This is a genomic window from Methylocystis sp. S23 (assembly GCF_054106005.1).
Genome location: NZ_CM134185.1, coordinates 337,501 through 356,844 on the forward strand (window position 1 = coordinate 337,501; position 19,344 = coordinate 356,844).

General features: G+C 67.4%; 14 protein-coding genes and 1 tRNA gene (1 of these 15 only partly in view). 4 read left to right on the forward strand and 11 right to left on the reverse strand.

Annotated features, from left to right (window positions below; translation table 11 throughout):
* Window positions 1–1,800: the 3' portion of a peptidoglycan DD-metalloendopeptidase family protein gene (locus ACV7JP_RS01615; RefSeq protein WP_457797535.1), read on the forward strand. 255 nt of this gene lie to the left of the window's left edge; 1,800 of the gene's 2,055 nt are visible here — the last part of the coding sequence; the start codon falls outside the window, past its left edge; its stop codon occupies window positions 1,798–1,800.
* Between the two features lie 2 nt (window positions 1,801–1,802).
* Here the strand turns inward: ACV7JP_RS01615 and ACV7JP_RS01620 are convergent, their stop codons facing one another.
* The 3 genes from ACV7JP_RS01620 to gluQRS all read right to left on the reverse strand — a co-directional run bounded on the left by ACV7JP_RS01620 (window position 1,803) and on the right by gluQRS (window position 3,468).
* Window positions 1,803–2,057 carry a phosphopantetheine-binding protein gene (locus tag ACV7JP_RS01620; RefSeq protein WP_457797536.1) on the reverse strand — a complete coding sequence of 85 codons (255 nt, stop codon included), beginning with the start codon at window positions 2,055–2,057 and terminating at the stop codon, window positions 1,803–1,805.
* Window positions 2,058–2,093: 36 nt separating this feature from the next.
* Window positions 2,094–2,360, reverse strand: coding sequence for an acyl carrier protein (locus tag ACV7JP_RS01625; RefSeq protein ID WP_457797537.1), 267 nt, complete (start codon window positions 2,358–2,360; stop codon window positions 2,094–2,096).
* 124 nt (window positions 2,361–2,484) lie between these two features.
* Complete coding sequence (gene gluQRS, locus ACV7JP_RS01630; protein WP_457797538.1) at window positions 2,485–3,468, reverse strand: tRNA glutamyl-Q(34) synthetase GluQRS; 984 nt, start codon at window positions 3,466–3,468, stop codon at window positions 2,485–2,487.
* A gap of 134 nt (window positions 3,469–3,602) precedes the next feature.
* Here gluQRS and ACV7JP_RS01635 point away from each other — a divergent pair, with 134 nt between their 5' ends.
* On the forward strand, window positions 3,603–4,718 hold the full coding sequence (locus tag ACV7JP_RS01635) for a helix-turn-helix transcriptional regulator (protein ID WP_457797539.1): 1,116 nt from the start codon (window positions 3,603–3,605) through the stop codon (window positions 4,716–4,718).
* 25 nt (window positions 4,719–4,743) lie between these two features.
* Window positions 4,744–5,853, forward strand: a complete 1,110-nt coding sequence (locus tag ACV7JP_RS01640) for a helix-turn-helix transcriptional regulator (protein WP_457797540.1) — start codon at window positions 4,744–4,746, stop codon at window positions 5,851–5,853.
* A 311-nt stretch (window positions 5,854–6,164) separates the two neighbouring features.
* Here the strand turns inward: ACV7JP_RS01640 and cmk are convergent, their stop codons facing one another.
* The 3 genes from cmk to ACV7JP_RS01655 all read right to left on the reverse strand — a co-directional run bounded on the left by cmk (window position 6,165) and on the right by ACV7JP_RS01655 (window position 8,554).
* Window positions 6,165–6,806 carry a (d)CMP kinase gene (gene cmk / locus ACV7JP_RS01645; protein ID WP_457797541.1) on the reverse strand — a complete coding sequence of 214 codons (642 nt, stop codon included), beginning with the start codon at window positions 6,804–6,806 and terminating at the stop codon, window positions 6,165–6,167.
* Window positions 6,803–8,143, reverse strand: a complete 1,341-nt coding sequence (aroA, locus tag ACV7JP_RS01650) for a 3-phosphoshikimate 1-carboxyvinyltransferase (RefSeq protein WP_457797542.1) — start codon at window positions 8,141–8,143, stop codon at window positions 6,803–6,805. The genes cmk and aroA overlap by 4 nt, the downstream gene beginning before the upstream one ends.
* A gap of 156 nt (window positions 8,144–8,299) precedes the next feature.
* On the reverse strand, window positions 8,300–8,554 hold the full coding sequence (locus ACV7JP_RS01655) for a PepSY domain-containing protein (RefSeq protein ID WP_457797543.1): 255 nt from the start codon (window positions 8,552–8,554) through the stop codon (window positions 8,300–8,302).
* 121 nt (window positions 8,555–8,675) lie between these two features.
* On the opposite strand from ACV7JP_RS01655, the gene ACV7JP_RS01660 reads away from it, so the two are divergent.
* Window positions 8,676–10,340: a Na/Pi cotransporter family protein gene (locus ACV7JP_RS01660; protein ID WP_457797544.1), complete on the forward strand. Its 1,665-nt coding sequence runs from the start codon at window positions 8,676–8,678 to the stop codon at window positions 10,338–10,340.
* A gap of 33 nt (window positions 10,341–10,373) precedes the next feature.
* Here the strand turns inward: ACV7JP_RS01660 and ACV7JP_RS01665 are convergent.
* The 5 genes from ACV7JP_RS01665 to ACV7JP_RS01685 form a co-directional block, all read right to left on the reverse strand.
* Window positions 10,374–10,448 (reverse strand) — tRNA-Gly (locus ACV7JP_RS01665).
* A gap of 63 nt (window positions 10,449–10,511) precedes the next feature.
* Window positions 10,512–11,912, reverse strand: coding sequence for an ATP-binding protein (locus tag ACV7JP_RS01670; protein WP_457797545.1), 1,401 nt, complete (start codon window positions 11,910–11,912; stop codon window positions 10,512–10,514).
* 170 nt (window positions 11,913–12,082) lie between these two features.
* Window positions 12,083–15,541, reverse strand: coding sequence for a double-strand break repair helicase AddA (addA, locus tag ACV7JP_RS01675; protein ID WP_457797546.1), 3,459 nt, complete (start codon window positions 15,539–15,541; stop codon window positions 12,083–12,085).
* Window positions 15,538–18,645 (reverse strand): double-strand break repair protein AddB, encoded by a 3,108-nt coding sequence (gene addB, locus ACV7JP_RS01680; RefSeq protein WP_457797547.1) that lies wholly within the window; start codon window positions 18,643–18,645, stop codon window positions 15,538–15,540. Before addB ends, addA begins: the two co-directional genes overlap by 4 nt.
* A complete protein-coding gene (locus ACV7JP_RS01685; protein WP_457799013.1) occupies window positions 18,642–19,331 on the reverse strand; it encodes a nucleotidyltransferase family protein in 690 nt (229 codons plus the stop codon). The genes addB and ACV7JP_RS01685 overlap by 4 nt, the downstream gene beginning before the upstream one ends.
* Window positions 19,332–19,344 lie beyond the last annotated feature (13 nt).

Below are 19,344 nucleotides of genomic sequence, written 5' to 3' on the forward strand. Positions count from 1 at the left end.
CCGCGCCAGGCCGAGGCGGAAGGCAATATCGTCAATCCGAAGAAGGGCGACCGGCTCATGCGCGCGGTCGACGTCGTCGCCGCGAAGCAGACCTTCCGCGCCGCCACGACGTCGAAATCGGGCGAAAAGGAAGTGGTGCGCACGCGCGCCTTCACGCATGTCGCCGCGACGCTGACGCTCGCGCCGACGAGCTTCGCCAATGATGTGCCGCCCTTCAATCCCCTCAAGCTGGTGAGCGATCCGCGCGCGCCTGAGAATAGCGGCGATTCGGACATTGCTTTGGACGAAGCGGAAGTCTCCTTCGTCACGAAGGAGCTTTCCTCGCTCGACATCCAGGCGCAGAGCGCTCAGCTCTCTTTCGACGAGGCGCAGGCGCAGGTGCTCGAACAGGTGAAGACCGCCATCGCCGCGGGCCCGAAGGCGGCGCTGCCCCTGCCCGGCCAGATGCTGCTGTCGCGCACGAGCCGCGCCGCCGCGATCGATCCGCAGGCCCTCGCCTACGCCGCGCCGGGCGCGTCGCTCACCGCGCCCTTCTCCTCCATCGAGGTGCGCATGGTGCCGGAGAACGTCACCATCGCGCCGCGCGACACGCCGCAGCCGACGCAGATGGAAGAAAAGCTCGCCGTCGTGCGCCATGGCGAGGGACTGGAAGACATTCTCGCCGCCAATGGCGTCCCGAAGGCGCGCATCGCCGCCGTCGCCGGCGCCTATAAGGGCAAGCGCGAGCCGGTGCGCGAAGGCCAGCGGGTGAAGCTGCTCTTCGCGGATTTCGACGGATCCGGCAAGAACATGCAGCTCGCGCGCATGTCGGTCTACAATGACGACGAAGTCGAATCGATCGTCGCCGCGACCGACAAGGGCGCGTTCGTGCAAACGCCGACGGCGCCGACCGCCGCAGCTCGCCGCGCCACCAAGCGCTACGCGCCGGCGGTCGAGGAGTTCGACAGCGAGGAAGAAGATTCCGGCGCCATGCGGCTCTATGATTCGCTCTACGAGACGGCGCTGAAGCAGCAGATGCCCAAAGCCGTCGTGAACGAGCTCGTGCGCGTCTTCGCCAATGACGTGGATCTGCAGCGCGGCGTCTCGGGAGGCGACTCGCTCGACGTCTTCTATGACGAGCCGGAAGACGGTTCCGGACCGACGCGGGACAGCCTGCTCTACGCGTCGCTGACGACGCGCAACGAAACCTATCGCTACTATCGTTTCCAGACGCCGGATGACGGGCTCGTCGATTATTACGACGAGAATGGTCGCTCCAGCCGCAAATTCCTCGTCCGCAAGCCCATCTCGATCGGCGAGACGCGTTCGGGCTTCGGCATGCGCCGCCACCCGATCCTCGGCTATTACAAGATGCATACGGGCGTCGACTGGGCCGCGCCCATCGGCACGCCGATTCTCGCCGCCGGCAACGGCACCGTGATCAAGGCGCAATGGGATTCGGGCTATGGCCGCCGGGTCGAAATCCAGCACGCCAACGGCTACATCACCACCTACAATCACATGTCCGGATTTGCGCGCGGCATTACGGAAGGCGTGCGCGTCAAGCAGGGACAGGTCGTCGGCTTCCTGGGCTCGACGGGCCTCTCCACGGGACCGCATCTACATTATGAAGTGATGGTCAACGGCCATTTCGTCGATCCGATGCGCGTCAAGCTCGCGCGCACCCGCGAGATCGAGGGCCGCATGCTGGTCGAGTTCAAGAGAGAGCGCGACCGCATCGATTCGCTGATGGCCAAGGCGCCGAACAGCAACAAGGTCGCGCGCGGGCCGACAGGCGCGACGCCGACCGCGAGCCGATAGATTCAGGCGGCGTCGCGCCTCGACGCCATGGCGAGACGCAGCGCGCGGGCGACCGCTTCGATCGACTGCATCGTCTCGCGCTTGAGTTCGCGGCGCGGCAGCTCGACCCCGAATTGGCGCTCCAATGCGAGCAGCACGCGCACGGCGGAATAAGGCGTCAGCCCGAGCTTGTAGAGATCGGCGCCCGGGGTGAGATCTGCGGCCGGAATGACGAGCCGCGCTTCACGATCGATCACGCGCTGAATGATGGCGAACATCTTCCTTCTCCCTGCCCTTCTGTCTCCGCGCGCCCGTTAGGCCGCCAGGCGCAAATCCTTGGCCGACCCGGGCTGCGTGGACCGGATCGCCTGGACGATCGTTTCGATCGAGGCGACCGTCTCGCGCTTCAGCATCTCGCGCGGCAGCTCGACCTTGAAGGCCCGCTCGATTGCGACCAGCAGGCGGATGGCGTCGAAAGACGTCAGGCCCAGCGCATAGAGATTGGCGCGCGGGGTCAGATGCGCCGCCGGAATGGCGAGCCTGGTTTCCTGGTCGATGATGGTCTGGATGGTGGCGAACATTGTCTGTCTCCGCGCCGCTTTTGAAATTCCGATGATGGGAAGGTAGCGGGTCGGACGACGGGTCGCCGTGCGGGGGCGCACAGGGGGTATTCTCAGGCGGAAGCGCCCTCCAACGAGCCCGCTATCAAGTGAGCGGGGGAAGGACTCGCCGTCTGACGTCCGCCGGGCGAACGCCGGCCTTCCGCAACGCCCGCAGCGTCGCGGAACCCCGGCTCTTGGCGAGCTTCTCGCCGGCCGCGTCCCGTATCAGCCCGTGATGGCGGTAGCGCGGCTCTGGCAAGTCGAGCAGCCGCTGCAACAGGCGATGCAGGCTCGTCGCGAAGAACAGATCGCGCCCGCGCACCACGTCGGTCACGCCCTGAATCGCGTCGTCGACGACGACCGCAATATGGTAGCTCGCCGGCGTGTCCTTGCGCGCAAGGATAACGTCCCCCCACTGCGTGGGGTCGCAGGGAACGGCTGCAAATTCTTCAGGCTCGGCAGGAAAGGCGCCTTCCCCCTCCCTTGCGGGGAGCGATGCGCCGTCGGCCGCCGCCGCCTCTGGCGCCTCTCCGCAAGGGGGAGGGTAAAGCGGCTCGCAATCGCGAGCGATGAATTCCCGCCAGCTCAGCCCCTCCCCCATGAGCGCCGCCGCCTTCGCCATGTCGAGCCGCAGCGCGACTCCCCCCTGCGCCAGCACGGCGCAAGCGGGGCGGCGGGGCTTGTCGCGGCAGGTTCCGGGATAGAGCGGCGCGCCGTCGGGGTCGCGCGGCCAATCCGGATGGGCGGCGGCGAATTGGGCGACGTCGGAGCGCTTGCAATCGCAAGCGTAGAGCAGCCCCATCTCGTCAAGCCGCGCGAGCGCTCGGGCGTAATCGTCGAAATGCTCGGACTGTCGGCGCACGGGCGTCTCCCATGCGAGCCCGAGCCAGGCGAGGTCTTCGCAAATCGCCGCTTCGAATTCCGCCCGTGCGCGGCCCTGGTCGATATCCTCGATCCGCAACAGAAAGCGACCGCCGCAGGCGCGCGCCAGCTCAAAATTGAGCAGCGCCGAATAGGCGTGGCCGAGATGCAGCAAGCCGTTGGGCGACGGCGCGAAGCGAAAAGCCCTGCGTTCCGGGGAAACCATGACCGCCGCATCCTCGTCCTGCCGTCAAGCACAAGTCCAATCTCGCAGAATCTCGCCGGCCGTGGACGCCGGGCCGCGCTTGCGTCAATATGTCACAATCGAACCGCCGTTTCGCCGCAACCGGATTGCGCGCCATGCCAGATTTCGAATCTCTCGTCGACAATATCTACGAGGCCGCCGCCGACCCGGATTGCTGGCCGCGGATCATGCACGACATCGGCAAGGTCGCCGACGCCGCGGGCGGCGCCATCATCGCCCGAAGGGCCGATTCCTGGCTCGGCTGGCGTTGCTCCGGAGCGCTGGAGCGCGGCGCCGACGCCTTTTTCGGCGGCGGCGGCCTCGCCCGCAGTCAGGTTCCCGGCCGTCTTCTGGCGTTCAACCGCGCCGGCTTCGTCGCCGATCAGGAAGGCTTCACCGACGAAGAATTTTGCGCCGATCCCGTCATCAAGGAATGGTGCGGGCCGATCGGCATCCACCATTGCACGGCCACCGCCGTGCCGATGCCCAATGGCGATCTCGCGGTGTTTCAGGTCAAGCGGCGCAAGGGAGAGCCGCCTTTCGGCCGCGCGGAGCTAGCGCGGCTCGACGCGCTGCGCCCGCATCTCGCCCGGGCCGGCCTGCTCGCCGCGCGCTGGCGGCTCGAGCGGCTGCGATCGGCGGCCGAGGGGCTCGCAATCCTCGGCGTTCCGGCGGCCATACTGGATATCGAGGGCCGTGTGCTCGCCGCCAATGGGCTGATCGAGGAATTGACCTCGCATCATGTCTGGATGCCGCGAGACCGCATCGCGCTTGTCGAGCCCGCCGCCGACGCCTTGCTGCGGCGCGCCGTCGCCGATCTCCGCAATCCCGCGGCGGCCTCGGTGCGCTCCTTTCCCTCGAGAGGCGCCGGCGATCGCCCTGTGGTGATGCATCTGATTCCCGTCACCGGCCATGCGCGCGACCTGTTCGGCGGCGGGCTGGGCGTGCTGGCGATCACACCCCTCACGCGGCCGGCCGCCCCGGACGCCGCATTGGTGCAAAGCCTCTTCGACCTGACGCCGACCGAGGCGCGCGTCGCGGGGAGCCTCGCCGAGGGACTGACGCTCGATCAGATCGCCGAGCGCCACAAGGTGACGATGAGCACCGTTCGCAGCCAGATCAAATCGGTATTCGCGAAGACAGGCGCGAGCAGGCAATCCCAGATCGTCGCTTTGCTTGCGGCGCAGCCCAGTTTTCCGCTGCAGCCGGTCGGCGTTCAGCCGCCGCTCTGACGGGCTTCATGCTACAGCGGCGGCCATGATGAGCTTCGAGTCCCTCGTCGACCAGATTTATGAAGCGGCCGCCGATCCGGGTCTGTGGCCGCAGGTCATGCACGATCTCGGTCGATCGGCGGACGCGGCCGGCGGGATCATTCTCACCCGTCGAGCCGACGCCTGGCTCGGCTGGCGGTATTCCGATGCGATGGCGCCCGGAGCCGAAGCATATATGCGCGGCGCTGCGGCGCGCAGCCAGTCCACGAGCCGCCTCCTCGCGGTCAACCGTGCGGGCTTTATCGATGCGCTAGAGGCGTTTTCCAATGAAGAAGACTATTTGGTCGACCCAATGATGACCGAATGGGGCGCGCCCGCCGGTCTCCATCATGCCGCCGCCACCGCCATGCCCGCGCCAACGGGCGATCTGGTCGTGGTTCAAATAAATCGCCGCAAAGGCCAGCCTCGATTCGATCGCGACGACATTTCCCGTCTCGACGCTTTTCGGCCGCATCTCGCGCGTGCGGGCCTGCTCGCGGCGCGCTGGCGGCTCGAGCGGCTGCGCGCCGCCGCCGAGGCGCTGGCCCTGATCGGACTGCCTGCGGCCATTCTCGACGCGCGCGGCAAAGTGCTGGCCGCCAATGCGCTCATCGAGGCGATGGCGTCATATGTGAGATGGTTGCCGAAGGATCGCTTGGCCTTTTTCGATCCCGCCGCCAACGCCTTGCTGCAAGCCGCCGTCACGGATATCTCCAATCCCGCCGCGACCTCTGTCCGATCCTTTCCCGCGAAGGGGATTGCGGGCGATCCCGTGGTGGCGCATCTGATCCCCACAGCGGGCGAGGCGCGCGATCTCTTCGACGGCGGTTTCGGCGTTCTGGCGCTCACGCCCCTTGCCGCGCCTTCCGCGCCGAACGCCGCGCTGATCCAGGGTCTCTTCGACCTCACCCCCGCCGAAGCGCGCGTCGCGAGCGGCGTCGCCGAAGGGCTGACGCCAGACCAGATCGCCGCGCGGCAGGACGTGACGGTGGCGACCGTCCGCAGCCAGATAAAATCAATCTTCGCCAAGACGGGATCGAACCGCCAGTCCCAGCTCGCCGCATTGCTCGCGGCGCAGCCGAGAATTCCGCTCGAAAGGCCGAAAGAGGCGGAATGATGCGGCTTGGGCCTGATTGCATCCCCACAACGCTTCCGCGTCATTGCAAGCCGAAGGCGGAGCAATCCAAAGGCAGCTATTGCGGCGCTGGATTGCTTCGTCGGCGTCGCCTCCTCGCAATGACGGCCGCGCGGCAAATGACATCAAAGGGATTTGGCGTGACGGATCGATCCCGCGACGCTCCCGCGTCATTGCGAGCCGGAGGCGAAGCAATCCAGAGTCGCGGTGAGGCTCTGGATTGCTTCGCTCCGCTCGCAATGACGGCTGCGCGACGCCCATGGATCTCGCCACGTCGTGACCTGACGGCCGATTCACCTTCGAGCGGCGGCCCGCTTCGTTTCCACGATCGCCCGCGCCGCCGCGAAGGCCGCCTCGATGTCGAGCTCGCTCGTATCGAGCGTCACGGCGTCCTCGGCCGCTTTCAGCGGCGCCGCGGCGCGCTCGCTATCGCGGGCGTCGCGCTTCCTCACATCTTCGAGGATCGCCGCGTAATCGACCTCCTCGCCGCGCGAGGCGAGCTCCAGCGCGCGGCGCTGGGCGCGGGTCTCCGGCGAGGCGGTGACGAAAATCTTCACCGGCGCCTCCGGGCAGATCACCGTGCCGATGTCTCGGCCGTCGAGCACCGCGCCCTCGGGCCGCGCCGCGAAGGCGCGCTGCATGTCGATGAGCGCCGCGCGCACCGGCGGCATCGCGGCGACGACCGAGGCCGCCTCGCCCATCTCTCGCGCGCGCAGCCGCGCCTCGTCGAAATCGACGAGGGAGAGGCCTCGCGCGGCCTCCACCGCCGCCTCGACGTCGTCGAGCGGCAGGCCTTCATCGAGCAGCGCGCAGGCGGTGGCGCGATAAAGCAGGCCCGTATCGAGATGCGGCAGGCCGTAATGCTTGGCGAGCCGGCGCGCCAGCGTGCCCTTGCCGGACGCCGCCGGGCCGTCGATCGCAATGACGAAGCTCATGAAAAGCGCGCTCCCAGACTTTCCATGAGCGGGCGGAAGGACGGGAAGCTCGTCGCGATCATGGTTTCGTCGTCGACCGTCACCTTGTTTCGCGCGGCGAGGCCCATGACGAGGAAGCTCATGGCGATGCGATGGTCGAGATGCGTCTCGACGAGGCCGCCGCCCTCCACGCCGCCGCCGCGCACGATCAGATCGTCGCCGACAATCTCGCAATCGACGCCATTGGCTTTCAACCCCGCGGCGATCGCGGCGAGGCGATCCGACTCCTTCACCCGCAGCTCCGAAAGCCCGCGCATGCGCGTCTCGCCCTTTGCGAAGGAAGCCGCGACGGCGAGGATCGGATATTCGTCGATCATGGACGGCGCGCGCTCGGCGGGCACGTCGACGCCGACAAGCGACGAGAAGCGCGCGCGCATGTCGGCGACTTCCTCGCCGCCCTCTTCGCGCTTATTGTCCAGCGAAATATCGGCGCCCATTTCCCTGAGCGTCGTCAGCAGGCCGCCGCGCAGCGGATTGGTCATCACGCCTTCGACCACAATGTCCGAGCCCGGCGCGATCAGCGCGGCGACGAGCGGGAAGGCGGCCGAGGAAGGATCGGCGGGCACGCGCACCGGCCGCGCGAGGAGCTCCGGCCGACCTTCCAGCATGATCTTGCGGCCATGCGCGCCATAGGGCTCGCTGGCGACCCTGGCGCCGAAATGGGCCATCATCTTCTCGGTATGGTCGCGCGAGGCCTCGGCCTCGATGACGACCGTGCGGCCGGGCGAGTTCAGCCCGCAGAGCAGCACCGCCGATTTAATCTGCGCCGAGGCGACGGGCGTCTTGTATTCGACCGGCAGCGGCTCGGCCGAACCCTGCAGCACCAGCGGCAGGCGGCCGCCCTCGGCCTCCTCCAGCACTTGCGCGCCCTGCAGCGCCAGCGGATCGAGAATGCGCCGCATCGGGCGCTTGCGTAGCGACGCGTCGCCGTCGAAGCGCGCGACGATCGGATGGCCGGCGACGACGCCCATCATCAGCCGCGAGCCGGTGCCGGCATTGCCGAAATCGAGCGTCTCCGTGGGTTGCAGCAATGAGCCCAGCCCCGCGCCCCAGACGCTCCAGCTCCCCGGCGCATGGCGCACGACCTTCGCGCCGAGCTGGCGCGCGGCCTGCGCCGTGCGCAGCACGTCCTCGCCCTCGAGCAGCCCTTCGATCTTCGTCTCGCCGACGGCCAGGAGGCCGAAGATCATGGAGCGGTGCGAGACGGATTTGTCGCCCGGCGGCCGCACGCGGCCCGAGAGCGGGCCCGAGGCGGCGGCGCTCAGCGGCGCGGCGGGAGCGTGAATGGCGGAGTCCAAAATGCGCGGTCCTCGGCGATGGGCGAACGGTTCCGCCGTCTTCTAGCCGGGAGCCCGCGTAATGTCATTCCCGCCGCCGCAGGAATTCGAAGCAGCCGGCCCGCGACGGCGCCGCGATCTCGCGAGAAGCCGGCCTCCGCTTTTTCCCCTCGCCCTCTATCGATCCAGCTTTTTCTCGATGAGCTTGAAGGCCGCATCGAATTTCAGCTCATAGATATTCCCGTCCCCGCATTTCGCGCCCTCCACCTCGTAGCGGCCGTCGTCGAACTCGAACTTGCCTCCGGAGCATCCCTGGGCGTCAAGCGCGGATTGAAGTTGCGTCCACTCCGCGTCGTCGAGCGCCCGGCCGGCGCGGGCAGGGCTGCTGGCAAGAAGCGAGAGCGCAAGAAAAAACACCAGCTTGTTGCTCATGGCGTCGCCTCCTGACCGAGAACGGACTCCTAAATATGCCGCAAAATGAAGTTTGGTGTAATTTCGCGTCCGACGCGACGCGCAAAGCTCCGCCGCCGACTCCGGACCCAGGCACGCTAAGATGGCGTTTCCCATCACCTTCATCGACCTTGCGGGGGCGATCGCCTTGCTCCTTTGGGGCGCGCATATGGTCCAGACGGGCGTGCAGCGCGCTTTCGGGCCGCGGCTGCGGCTCTTTCTCGGCGCGGCGCTGAAGAATCGCTTCTGGGCGCTGCTCGCCGGGATCGGCGTCACCGCCTTGCTTCAAAGCAGCACGGCGACCGGACTGATGACGGCCGGCTTCGCGGCGAGCGGCCTGGTCGAGCTCGCGCCGGGCCTCGCCGTCATGCTCGGCGCGAATATCGGAACGACCCTTATCGTCCAGTTGCTGTCATTCAACGTCGCGGCGATATCGCCCTGCTTCATTCTCGTCGGCGTGATACTTTTCCGCAAGCATTCGAGCACGCAGGCGCACGACCTCGGGCGCGTCTTTATCGGCCTTGGACTGATGCTGCTGGCCTTACATCAGCTTCTCGACATGATGACGGCTTACGAGGACGCGCCGAGCCTGCGGATTTTTCTCGGGGCGGTGTCGACCGAGCCGGTGCTCGACGTTCTTCTCGCCGCCGCGCTGACCTGGGCGGCGCATTCCAGCGTCGCCGTCGTCCTGTTCGTCATGTCGCTCGCGGCAAAGGGAGTTGTTCCGCCGGATGCGGCGCTTGCGCTCGTCCTGGGCGCGAATTTGGGGGCGGCGATCAATCCGGTCGTCGAAGGCGCCGCGGGCGGCGATCTCGCCGCGAAACGGCTGCCGATCGGCAACGCCCTTACCCGGCTTGTCGGCGCCGTCGCGGCGCTGCCGGCGCTGCATGCGATTGGTCGCTTCATGGTGACGATCCAACCCGACAACGCCCGTTTGGTGGCCGATTTCCACACGCTCTTCAATCTCGCGACCGCCGCGATATTCTTTCCCTTGCTGACGCCCTACGCCTCCTTTCTTCGCCTCCTCCTGCCTCGAAATGTCGAGCCGAACGACCCTTCCGCGCCCCTTTATCTCAACCCTGCGGCCAAGGAGACGCCGATTGTCGCGATCGGGGCGGCGGCGCGGGAGGCGTTGCGCCTCTCCGACGTCTTGAACGAAATGCTCGTCGGCCTGAAAGAGGCGATCGAAAAAGGCGACCGGAAAGTGATCACGCAAACGCGCCGACGGGATGAAATCATCGACCGTCTCGAAATCGCGATCAAGGCCTATGTCACTTCGCTGGACGCCGAGGAGCTGAGCGCGGCCGACGCGCGGCGAATCAAGGAGATCCTCACTTTCGCCTCGCATATGGAGCAGGCGGGCGACACGGCGTCCCGCATCTTCCTGCACCATGTCGCCAAGCATCTCAAGCGCAACGGCGCCATCGCCGGAACCCAGCAGGCCGAGCTTGCGCGGATGATCGACCGCTTGCGCGCGAATTTGAGAATGGCGACCTCAATATTGATGACCCAGGACCCGCGCGCCGCGCGCGACCTGGCCGATGAAAAAGTCGCCTTCCGAGAGGTGGAGTCCAAGGCGACCGCGGCGCATTTCGACGTGCTGAGAACGGGCCAGCTCGACGCCGCACAGCGGAGCGCCCTGTATCTCGACCTGATTAGAGACGTTAAGCTGATCAACAGCCAAATCGTGGCGTCGGCCGCCTATCCGATTTTGGAGCGCTCCGGCGAACTGCTGCCAAATCGACGCGCAACCGACCGGCCGCGATGATCGTCGGGAAAACCGACAATTCCCGAGAGCAAATGGAGCGGGCGATGGGAATCGAACCCACGACATACAGCTTGGGAAGCTGTCGTTCTACCACTGAACTACGCCCGCGCTCCCCTTATCTGTAACGCTTGTCCGGCCCGGTTTCAACAAGCGTGATCGCTCCAGGGCCGTTCACGCCGCCTCCTGCGCCGCCTCGGCTTCCGCCGCCGGCAAGATGACGCGCACGATCAGCCCGCCTCCCTCGCGGTCCAGCAGCGCGACCGCGCCGCCATGGCTCTCGACCAGCGACCGCACAATGGAGAGGCCGAGACCGAAGCCGCCTTTGTCGCCGACCGTCCGGCCCGACTGGCCGCGTACGAAGGGCTCGAAAACGCGGGCCTTGACGTCGTCGGATATGCCGGGGCCGTCGTCGCTCACGTCGATCCGCAATCGGCCGCCGTCGAGCGCCTCGACCGCAATCTCGACATTTTGGGCGTAATGCGCCGCGTTCTCGACCAGATTGGCGAGGACGCGATGTATTTCCGTCAGCGAGCCGCGCATCATGAATTTTTTGTCGCCGACATAGCGAACCTTGTGCCCGAGCTCGTTGAATTCGTCGACGACCGTCTGGATGACGCTGCCGAGATCGATAATGGAATGGTCGCTGCGCTTGTCCTGCGTGCGCAGATATTCGAGATTCTTGCGCAGCATGGCGTCCATGAGATGGATGTCCTTCTGCATCCTGCGGCGCAGATCCTCGTCGGCGATGAATTCGGTGCGCAGGCTCATGCGCGTGATGATCGTCTTGAGATCATGGCTGACCGCCGCGAGCACATGGGTGCGCTCGGCGACCATTGCGAGGATGCGCTCCTTCATCCCGCGTATGGCGCGGTTGAGATCGCGAATCTCGCGCGGGCCACGTTCGACGAGCGCGGCCTTCAGGCCGTCGCGGGTCGGAAAGGACTCGGCCCGTTTCGCCAGATCATTCAGGGGGGCGACGATGTAGCTCGACAGGAAGATGAGAATGATCGAGGCGCTGATGAAAAAGAGAAAGCCCGCGCGCGCCCAGCGGGTCATGAAGAAGGGATAGCGCGGCTCGGGCTCCAGGAGCCAACGCCACAAGAGGCGCGAGGGCTTGCGATGCTGCGCGACCGAGACGATGGCGTAGCCGCCCTTCTCGAGCGGCAGCGCCAGCGTGTCATGCGCGTCTTGAAGCGGCGCCGTGGCGAAGGCTTTCGCTTCGCCGATCAGATGCGCGTTGATGCGCCGGATCTCCGCGGCGAAGACGGGCTCCTTCATCTCCAGCGCTTCGGGCCTGTCGTCGCGAACCGAAACATTGGCGTAAGGCGCGGCGAAGTGGATCTTGTGGATGAGCGCGCTTCGCTCCGGCGCCGGAACCGAATCCAGCGCCAGAAGCACGCCGGTGATGAAATCGGCCTCGGAGACGTAATGCCGGCGCCCTTCCGACTCCATCGCATGCAGCATTACGACGATGACGAGCTGATAGGCGATGATCGAGCCGAGAATGAGAAGCGAGATTTGACCCAGAAGATGGTCCGGACGCAGCCGGCGGAGTAGGTCCGACAGGATCATTTCGCCTCATCCTGCTTCCGGCGCGCGCCGCTTCGCTCGACCGGCCGCCAAATGATCCTCAATCGCCCAAGGAGACCTTTGGAGCGCTTTCGCGCCGGCAAGCTGGCAAGGTCCTCTTGCGCTCCTATGACAGCTTCTCCGTTTTCCGGCAACCCGCCGCCGGTCGCCTCTCAACACGCGCCGAAAAGCGGGCCGGAAGCGCTTTGGAGAGCGACGGCGAGCGCTTCGTCCAGCGCGGCGTCATCCGCTTCGACGACCGAGGCGTTCCGCGTCCAGACGATCGCGCAGCGAATGCGCTTGCCCGGATAAAGTGGCGCAAGCGCGGCGCGGTAGAGCGCGAGCTGGCGCAATTGCGCCGCGCGCGGCGGATCGACCGGGCGCCCCGTCTTGAAGTCCGCGATCAAAACGCCATCCTCCGTCTCCGCCAGACGGTCGATGCGCCCCGAAACGGCGTGACCGCTGGCGAGCGTCGCGACAATATCGACTTCCGCCGCCGATTGCGGGCCGAAGACATGCGCGAGCCTCGGATCGTCGATGACGGAAAGAGCCGCGCGCAAAATCTCCGCACGGATTTCCGCACCGAGCCCCGGACCGCGCCGCTCCAGAAAAAGCGTCGCCGCTTCGATGCGCCGGTCGGAAGAAGATTCGGGGAGGCGCTGCAGCAAGGCGTGCGTCAGCCGCCCCATCAGCGCGCGCTCGGCGTCGCGCCGCGTCGGCGCGCTCGCGCCGGGAGCCTCGAAAATATCGGCCCCCGCAAGCGCGCTCGATGGCCGCAGCGGCGGCGCGAGCGCGGCTTCGCGCGGAGCCGGCATGCGCGCATAAGCCGGGACCGGCGCTTCGCCGGCGACGGCGGCGGCGCGAGAGAGGTCGTCGCGGCGCGGCGCCGCGCCGCGACGCAAAATATAGCTCTCCGGATCGTCCGGATCCTGGAATTTCTCGCAGCTCGCCTCCAGCGCCGAGACGATCATCTCGTGCCAGCAGCCTTCGGCGGGCCCCTTCGCCCCGTGATAGCCGGCGACGTAAAGCCGCTCCTCGGCGCGCGTCATCGCGACATAGAGGAGGCGGCGATGTTCGGCGCGCTCGGCCTCGCGATGCGCTTCACGGGCGTCCGTCACGGCGACGGGATCATATTCCCGTCCGCGCGCCCAGACGAGCGACAACTCATCCTCGGCGCCGAGCGTGAAGAGCTTCGGATCATGCTTGCCCGCCGGCGCGCCGCATGTGTCGGGGAGAAAGACGATCTTCGCCTCGAGCCCCTTTGCGGCGTGCGCCGTCATCACGCGGACGGCCTCTCCGGCCGCTTCCATGTCGCGCTTGATGGAGAGATCGAGCGCCTCGACCATCGAGAGAAAAGCCACGAGGGAAGGCGACTGTTCGCGCTCGAACGACAGCGCCAGCCGCAGGAATTCGTCGATCGCGTCATTGGCCTCCGGCCCCAGACGCGCGACGAGTCGGCGGCGACCGCCGCCCGGCCCCAGCACGCCGCTATAGAATTCGAACGGCGCCGTCGTCCGGGCGTCGCGGCGCCAGGCGTCGATCCTGCCCGACGCCATGCGATCCTTTTCTTCGCCGCTATGCGCGAGCGCCTCGTAAAGCGACGCGGGACGAGGCGGCGCGAGGCGGATCAAATCATCGTCGTCGAAGCCGATGAGCGGCGATTTCAGCAGCGTCGCGATCGTCAGATCGTCTTCGACCAGCAAGGCGGCGCGCCCCAGCGCGACGAGGTCGTTGACCGCGATATGGCTGGCGAGATCGAGCCTGTCGGCGCCGGCGACCGGCACGTTTTCGGCTTTCAGCGCCCGGATGAGCGCCTCGAAAAAGGCGCCGCGCTTGCGCACCACGATGAGAATGTCGCGCGGCTCGACGAGGCGCAGAATTCCCTTGTCCTCGACGCATTCGCCGCCGCCCGGCGCGAGGAGCGAACTTATCTTTCTCGCGATCCTGCGCGCCAGCCGCTCAGCCGGATCGTTCGCCGTGACGAGATCTGGCGGCAAGCGCCAGTCTTCCGGCTCCTCATTGCCGAGCGGGCCGATCGGACTCCAGATTTCGATGAGCGCCGCCACATGCGCCTTGGCCGCCTCATGTTTCAGCGGCGGCTTGTCCGGATCCGGATCGCAGGCGAGGCCAACTCCGTTCTCGCCGAAATTGAAGACGTCGTCCACGGCCGCCAATACGCCCGGCGCCGAGCGGAAGGATTCGATCAGGCGCACATATTCGAAGCGTTGTTCGACCGTGACGAAAGCGCGCTCGAAGCTGCGGCGCATCGAGTCGAACTTTTCCGGCGCGGCGCCCTGAAACGAAAAGATCGACTGCTTGTCGTCGCCGACCGCGAAGAAGCTGCGCCGCACGCGCCGCGCGCCGACGCCCGCGCAGAACTCCTTCGCGATCGCGGTGAGAATATCCCACTGCCGCGCGCTCGTATCCTGCGCCTCGTCGAGCAGGACGTGATCGATCTGCGCGTCGAGCTTATAGAGCACCCAGGACGGATTGGAGCGGTACAGCAGGCGGCGCGCGCAGCCGATGAGATCGTCATAATCGAGCAGATTGCGGCGCCGCTTCGCGCGTTCATATTCGGCGACGATCGCGTCTCCGAGCAAAGCGAGCGCGAGCGAACGTTCGACGACGGCCGTCGCCTTGCGCTTGTCGATCAACGGCGCGAGGCGATCGCGCTCCGCCTCCAGGCTTTCGAGAAGTTCGGGGATCTTCTGAAGCTTGCCAGTGACGATCTTCTGCTTTCCGAGACCGCGCGGCTCCATGTCCTTCTTGAAGAAGACGCGGAGATAGCTGTCTATGCCCTCCGCCTCCGGCGCGAGCGCGACGGCCTTGTCGAGATGCGCCGCGAGCTCCTGGTCCTTGGCGGAGCCTTGCCGCAGGGCCGTAGCGAGTTCAGGCCATCCTTCCCGGCCCGCCATGATCTTCGCTTCGACCTCGGCGAGCGTTTCATTCGCGCCGAGTCCGAGCCGCAGGCGGAGATTGCGCGCATAGCCGTCGCGCTCGAACCCTTGCGCGAGCGCGTCGCGATGCGTGAGCAGCTCGTTGCACAGATCGTCGAATCCGCTCGCCGTCGTCTCGTTCGCCACGAGCCGCAGCGCCTCGTTCAGCGGACCTTGCGCGCGCATCGCATCGACGATGGCGCGCGTCTTCGCGGCTTGCAGCAGCTCGGCGCGCGCGACGTCGTCGACAACCTCGAACCCTGCGGGCGCATTGGCCTCGAACGGGAAGATGTGCAGCAGCTTCTCGCAGAAGGCGTGAATCGTCTGGATCTTCAATCCGCCCGGCGTCTCGACGGCGCGGGCGAAGAGGCGCCGCGCGAAATCGAGATCGGCGCGGCTCGGCGTCGCCGCGCCGGTTCCTTCGATTTCCCTGGTCAGCGCGTCGTCGTCGAGCAGCGCCCATTGCGCGAGCTTGTCGAAGACGCGCGTCGACATATTCGCCGCCGCCGCCTTGGTGAAGGTGAGGCAGAGAATCTGCGAAGGACGCACGCCTTGGAGCAGCAGACGCAGCACGCGCTGCGTCAAGACGTAGGTCTTGCCGGACCCGGCATGCGCCGCGACCCAGGCGGACACATGCGGATCGGAAGCGCGCTGCTGCGCGCGGACCGTCATGGAAAGAAAAGCGCGGCCGCTCATGCGCCGTCTCCGCCGCCGCGCGACCACTCTTTCACGCGCGCCAGGTGATCGTAATCGCCCTCATAGGCGACGAGGGCGACGAAGGGGCGTGAAGGATAAGGCGTGCGCGGCTCGCGATATTGCGAGAGCATCTTCACGAGCTCGACGCGATGCTTCGCGACGATCTCCTCAAACGTCGCATTCTCGAATTTCAGGGTCTGCGTCTTGCCCCCGTCCTTCAGCCCGACATAGGCGCCGCCCGCGACGCGATGCGCGCCGATCTCCTTGAAGGCGCCCGCCTCGACCATCGCGGCTTCGAGCGTGAGCTGCGGCGAGAAGCCCGCTTGCACCTGCTTCATCGTCGGCGGCTTGCCGGTCTTGTAATCATAGACGCGCGCCTGATCGTCGAGGCCGATCTCGATGCGGTCGGCCTTCGCGGTGAGCGTGAAGATCGAGCCGTCCGCGAGCTCGATCGGCCAGGACGCGGCCTTCTCCATGAAGATCGCGCCGCCCTCGGCGCGCCTTTCGCGCTCGAAGGCCAGCGCGTGATCGAGACCGGCCACGAGGCGCGGCCAGGCGAAAGTCTCGAAGGACGGATCGGCGAAGAACGCGGAGAGGTTCTCTCTCGCAAGGGCGAGAAGCTGATCTCGCGCGTCTTGCGGCAGCGGGCCGCTCGGATGGCGCGCGACGAACGCCTCCAGCGCCGCGTGAATCGCGACGCCCGTTTCCCGCGCGCCGATTTCGGCGCCGAGCGGCCCGAGCGGCTTCAGTCTCAAAATCTGTTCGGCGAAGATCGCGTAAGGATCGCGCCGCAAAATCTCGATGCGCGTGACGCTGAGCTGATCGGGACGCAGAGCGAGCGGCGGACAGGGCGCGGGCCGCTGCAGGACCGCGAGCTCGGATGCGCTCGGACGGTCAAGCGCCGCCGCGACCGCGAGCATCGCCGCGCCGCGCCGCCGGCACGCCTCCACGGCGTCGCCCGCAAGCGCTTCGAGACGGGTCAGGAAACGCGACGCCACGGTCGGCGCGCCGTCGCGCTTCGCCGCGCGGCTCAGCACGACATTGCCGGCGCCGAGCGCCATGACAAAATCATGCGCGCTCTGGCCGATGCGCCGCTCCGGCGGCGAAAGCTCCAATTGCGCGCGCATCGAGCGATTGAGAAAGGCGCCCGTCTCGGTCTGCGGCGGCCATACGCCTTCGTCGAGGCCGGCGAGCAGCATAAGGTCCGCCTCGATCAGGCGCGCTTCGAGCGGGCCGAGAATCTTCAGGCGCGGATGCGCGCGGCGCGGTCCGCGCAAGGTCGTCTCAAAGGCGACGCGATCGAAGAGCGCCGCATAGGCCGACGCATTGAAGCCGGGAGGCGCGCTGGCGCGCGCGAGTCTCTCGAAAAGATCGAACAGCGCGAGCGGCTCCTCGCCGTCGCTCTCCGGCGCGCCCTGCGCCACGGCTTCGAAAGCCGCGCGATGGGCGCGCGCATGGCTTCCCAGATCGTCGGCGCCCGCCGCGTCGCGAAACGGCGCGAACGCCGCTTCCACGTCTTGCAGCAAGGCTTGAATGCGAGCCCATTGCGCCGGCGCGATGCGCCCCGCGGCGGAATGCGCGTGTCCGTCCGCCGCCGCCTCCCGCGCCTTCGCGGCCATTGCCGCGTAGCCCTCGGCGGGCGCGGGCGCGGCGCGCAGCGCGCCGATCTCGAGAAGCGGGGCGAGCGACAGAATTTCTTCGCGCCCGCGCCCGAAGAGCGCCAGAGGATGCGACAGCAGCGCGGCGATCGCGACCGCGTCGAGGCCTTGCGCGCCGATCGCGGCGACAAGGCGCGCAAGCGCGCCGGCCGGCGTCGAGGCGAGCGAGGCGCCGCCCGAGTCGTCGATGTCGATGTCAAAACGGCGCAGCTCCGCCGCAACGCGACGCGCAATATTGCGATCGGGCGTGACGAGGGCGGCGGTACGGCCCGGCGTCTCGAGCGCCTCGCGCAGGAAGAGCGCGAGCGCCAGCGCCTCCATCTGCTCGTCCGGCGCCTCCAAAAGCGCGACGCCGTCGAGCGCGCCGTGAAACGCCGCGCCCTCCCCGTCGCGAAATTCTCGCCATGCCGCCGTCGCGTCGGCGGGAAGCATCGCCTGCGAGACAAGCCTGCGCCGATGCGCCATCATCGGCGGAAGCGCGGCGATCTCGCGCACGTCGTCGCGCGTCAGCTTCATGACGCCGAGCAGGCGTTTGAGCATTGTCTGCGGATGCGTGTAGGCGGGCTCGTCCGCGCCCTCGCCGACCTGCGCCCAGGCGGCCTCGTCCATCTCCTGATCGAGACCCGGCAGGACGACGGCGCCATGCTCCAGCGCCGCGATTACGGAGAGAAGCCGCGCGGTCGTCGGCTGCGCGCCCGTCGAGCCGATGGCGATGACGGGCGCGTGATCCCTCGCCGCCGACAATCGGGCGATCTGCGCCTCGATCAGCCTCTTCTGGCGCATCGCGGCGTCGATGCGTCCGGCGTCCTCCAGGATCGCGGGCCATTGCTCCAGCGCGATGCGCAGGAAAGACGTCGTGATCGACCAATATTGATCGAAGGCGCCGCCTTCGATCGCCTGATCGATCGCGCCCGCGTCGACGCCTTCGATGATGAATTCGTCGATCAGCGCGCCGAGATCGGCGGCGAGCGCATAGGCCCCCGCGGGCGAGGCCGCCACGAGAAAGGGCTCGCTTTCGTCATGGACGAAGCCGCCGTCGCCATCGGCCGAGACGATGGCGCTCCCAACCGCCTCGGACCATTTGGCGACGAGCTGCGCGAGGAGAAGGCGACGCTCCAGCTCCTCGATCTGGGGGCGCGCGGCGGCGTCGAAATCCTGCTTGAAATCGCCGAAAAGCGCCGTCGTCTCGCGTTCGTCGAGATCGCCGAGCGGGAGAATGCGCGGCAGAAAGGTCGCGCCCTTGTCGAAAGCGCGCGCGAATTGCGCGCTCAGCGCGCGGCCGGCGCGCTGCGTCGGCACATAGATCGTGGCGCGCGCCATGGCGAGCGGCGGCGTGTCGCGCGACAGCGAGGGGACGATCCTGCCCGCGAGGAAGGCGTCGACAAAGGTTTCGAGAAACGGCGCGCCGGGCGCAATGGTGAAGACGTTGCGCCTCACGCCCGTCATCTCCGCGCGGCGATCGCTTTCTCGGCCTCCGCGATCGCCGCGACCGTGCCGACATGCAGCCAGAGTCCACGGGAGACGACGCCGAAGAGCCGCCCCCTTTCGGCCGCGGCGAACAAGAAGGGCGCGAGCTTGAAGACATCCCGCGTCTCGCCGGCGAAGAGCGCCGGCTTGATGAGGCCGACGCCCGAATAGACATAGGGCTTCGCGCCCGCGCGCCGGATGACGCGCCCCTCGGGCGAGAGATCGAAATCGCCGTCCCAATCGACGCCGACGCTGCCCCGCGTCGGCGCGAGCAGCAAGGCGGCGTCCATCCTTTCCGCATCCCAGGCTTGCGCGAGCGCGAGAAGATTGGATTGCGGCGCGCCGAACCAGAAGGCGTCGGTGTTGCAGATGAAGAACGGATCGTCGCCGATGAGCGGCAGAACCTTTTTGACGCCGCCGCCTTGATCGAGAAGCAGCGCGCGCTCGTCGGAGATCACGATGCGCGGCTCCGCGCGCGGCGCGAGATGCGCCTCGATCCGGTCGGCAAGGTGGTGCACGTTCACGATCGCCGTCTCGACGCCGGCTTGCGCGATATCGTCGAGCGCATGGTCGATGAGCGCGCGGCCGGCGACCGGGACGAGCGGCTTTGGCGTCGCGTCGGTCAAGGGCCGCATGCGCGTGCCGAGGCCGGCCGCGAAGACCATCGCGGTCTTCGGC